Source organism: uncultured Acetatifactor sp., assembly GCF_948601915.1.
Classification (GTDB): Bacteria; Bacillota; Clostridia; order Lachnospirales; family Lachnospiraceae; genus Acetatifactor.
This window is the reverse complement of record NZ_CAPDXS010000247.1, coordinates 1-3,291: the sequence shown is the minus strand read 5'-3', so window position 1 is coordinate 3,291 and position 3,291 is coordinate 1. Positions and strand designations below refer to the sequence as shown.

The 3,291-nt window shown below is 60.5% G+C and carries 3 protein-coding genes; 1 reads left to right on the top strand and 2 read right to left on the bottom strand.

The genetic code is table 11. The annotated features are described in order from the left end of the window. Nucleotides 1-1,370: pyruvate formate lyase family protein (locus tag Q2B33_RS23605; RefSeq protein WP_300914310.1), on the top strand; the 1,370-nt coding region annotated here is incomplete at its 5' end. Between the two features lie 195 nt (nucleotides 1,371-1,565). On the opposite strand, the gene Q2B33_RS23600 is transcribed toward Q2B33_RS23605, so the two are convergent. Further along, nucleotides 1,566-2,429, bottom strand: coding sequence for a radical SAM protein (locus Q2B33_RS23600; RefSeq protein ID WP_300569787.1), 864 nt, complete (start codon nucleotides 2,427-2,429; stop codon nucleotides 1,566-1,568). An 85-nt stretch (nucleotides 2,430-2,514) separates the two neighbouring features. Continuing rightward, nucleotides 2,515-3,291, bottom strand: a 777-nt coding sequence (locus Q2B33_RS23595; protein WP_300822853.1) for a GH32 C-terminal domain-containing protein, incomplete at its 5' end; no start/stop codon positions are given.

The following is a 3,291-nucleotide window of genomic DNA, read 5'->3' as shown; positions in this document are numbered from 1 at the left end:
GCAGCACCTACACGGACTTCGCCAACATCAACACCGGCGGCATCACCCCGGAGGGCGAGGACGGCGTGAACGAAGTGTCGTATATCATTCTGGATTGTATGGACGAAATGCAGTTAGTCCAGCCAAACTCCAATGTCCAGATCAGCCGCAAGAATCCCCGCAGGTTCCTGAAGAGGGCCTGCGAGATTGCCCGCAAGGGCTGGGGGCAGCCCGCCTTCTACAACACGGAGGCCATCATCCAGGAGCTGCTGAATGCCGGGAAAACGTTGGAGGACGCGCGGCAGGGCGGCTGCTCCGGCTGCGTGGAGACCGGGGCTTTCGGCAATGAGGCCTATATCCTCCTGGGCTATTTCAATCTGCCCAAGGTATTCGAGCTGACCCTCTTTAACGGCGTGGATCCCATGACCGGAAAGCAGCTTGGCCCCAGGACAGGCGAGGCAAAGGACTTCCAGACCTTCGACCAGCTCTGGGAGGCCTATACGAAGCAGATCGACCACTTCCTGGACATCAAGGTGCGGGGTTCCAACGTCATCGAGTCCCTGTACGCCAAATACATGCCCGTGCCCTTCCTCTCCGTCCTGACCAACGACTGCATCACGGCGGGAAAGGACTACAACGCGGGCGGCGCGCGGTACAACACCAGCGTCATCCAGGGCGTGGGCACAGGCACCATCGCGGACTGCCTGTCCGCCGTGAAATACAATGTGTACGACCATGGCAACTGCACCATGGAGGAGCTGCTTGCGGCCATGAAGGAGGATTTCCGGGGCCATGAAAGGCTCCTGAACCTGGTGCGCAGCCATACGCCCAAGTACGGAAACGATGACGACTACGCGGACAATCTCATGCGGAAGGTGTTCAACTATTTCCTGGACAGTGTGTCCGGCAGGCCCAACATGCGGGGCGGCACCTACCGGGTGGATATGCTGCCCACCACCTGCCATGTGTACTTCGGGGACGTGATGATCGCCAGCCCCAACGGCCGCCTGGCCCACAAGCCCGTGTCCGAGGGCATCTCCCCGGAGAAGGGCGCGGACAGGAACGGCCCCACCGCGGTGATCAAGTCCTGCGCCAAGATGGACCATCTAAAGACCGGCGGCACCCTGCTGAACCAGAAGTTCACCCCCCAGGTGGTGGCAGGGGAGGAGGGCCTGAACCATATGGCAGACCTGATCCGCACCTATTTCGACATGGACGGCCATCACATCCAGTTCAACGTGGTGGGGAGAGAGACTCTGCTGGCGGCCCAGAGGAACCCGGAGGAATACCGGGACCTGATCGTCCGGGTGGCGGGCTACAGCGACTACTTCCGCAACCTGGATAAGCCCCTCCAGGACGAGATCATCGAGCGGACGGAGCAGGGTTTTTAGCAACAAATCGGGGAGCCGTCCTTACGACAGCTCCCCTTTCAACGCCCTAGTGCCCCGATGCCGGAATCCTTGCGCAATCAGCCCTGGCTGTCCACCCCAGTACTGCGTGTCGTCAGCGGACGATGCCTTGTCCTGGCGCGGACATCGGGCACTGATTACGCGGGAATTCATGCACCCGTGTACTAGTCGGCTTCTTCAAAATAGTGTCAATTGTTCATATTTTTCCGGAAATTCATGCAGATATCGAAAGCAGGCATCAACGTCATGGAGGATTCCATGCCGCTGGCAGACGCTGCGGAAAATCCCCATGAGCTCGCCGTTCCTGTCGCTGGCCAGCTCATAGGCGTACCCGTATTTCTGATGATATTTCTGCCGCAGGCCCGGGAAGTGCCTGTCCAGCGCCTGATAATAATACTCCCTGTCCCCCTCCCGCAGGGTCATCCCCATACCGAAGCAGATGATCCCCCTCACCTTTGCCCGGACGCAGTATTCCAGGATTCCCTCGATATTCTCTTTGGTGTCGTTGAGGAAGGGCAGTATGGGCGAAAGCCACACCACCGTGGGGATGCCCTCGTCCCGCAGGATTTCCAGCACCTGGGCCCGCCTCCCGGTGGTGCACACATTGGGCTCCAGGATCCGGCACAGCTCCTCGTCATAGGTGGTCAGGGTCATCTGCACCACGCATTTCGTCTTCTCGTTGATGCGCTTCAGCAGATCCAGGTCCCGGAGGATCCTGTCGGACTTGGTCTGTATGGCCGCTCCGAACTCGTAGCGCTCGATCAGCTCCAGGCATTTCCTGGTGATCTGCAGCTCCTCCTCGCAGTGCATGTAGGGGTCGCACATGGCCCCTGTGCCTATCATGCACTTCCTGCGTTTGGAGCGCAGGGCCTTCTCCAGAAGCTGAGGGGCATTGCGCTTGACTTCTATGTCCTCAAAGGCATGGGTGAATCCATAGCAGGCGCTCCTGCTGTCGCAGTAGATACAGCCATGGGTGCAGCCCCTGTATACATTCATCCCGTTTAGCTGGGACAGTATCCCCTTTGCGTCCACGAAATGCACGCAATCCCCCCTCTCCTGTATCATTTCACCCTAATCTCCCATGCAGCCGGCCGTCCTCCAAAGTCAGGGGGTTTAGTTGGGTCTCTTACATTAAATCGTACTTCACCACATCCAGCACAGCCTCGCCGTCGGCGTAGAAGGATATGCCGTCCGCGCTCAGGGGCGTGTCGATGGTGGCCGTCAGCACCTGCTCCCCGTCCCACACGAAGGCCTCCGCGCTGAACCGGTCCAGGACGATCCGCAGCCGCAGGGCCCCGCCCTCATGGCGCACCAGGCTGCGGCGCTGGTGGATGATGGCCCTGCGGGAGCCGGAGAACTTGCGGTCTATCTTCAGTATGGATTCATGGGGTCGGAAGCTGATCGCCGTGTGGCGCTCCTGGTCCTGGGCGAAGCGGACGGCGAATTTCCGGCACAGCTCCCTGCCCTGGGCCGGTGCGATCTCCAGCTCCATGTCCACCGTGCGGCCCTCTATCCCCGCCAGCCTCAGGGCCTCGCCCGCCACCTTGACTCCATGGTATTCCACCTTGTTCCGGCGAAGCTCCTCCAGCTCCCGGACGGGCTTCTGGTACAGCCTGCCCTCCCGGACGGAGAGCTCCCTGGGCAGGGACATCTGGCCGAACCACGTCTTTGGCTGGGAGCGCATGTTGCAGGTGTCCCAGTTCTGCATCCAGCCGATCATGACCCGTCTGCCGTCCGGGGTGAGCACGGTCTGGGGCGCATAGAAGTCAATTCCGTAGTCAATCGACTGGTCGTGCTCCTCCGTGAAGACATGGCCCTCCTTCTCATAGGAGCCGATCAGGCACAGCGTCCCGTTTCCGTTGTGGTACTCGAAGCCCCTGGGCAGCATGTCCTGGGGGCTGGT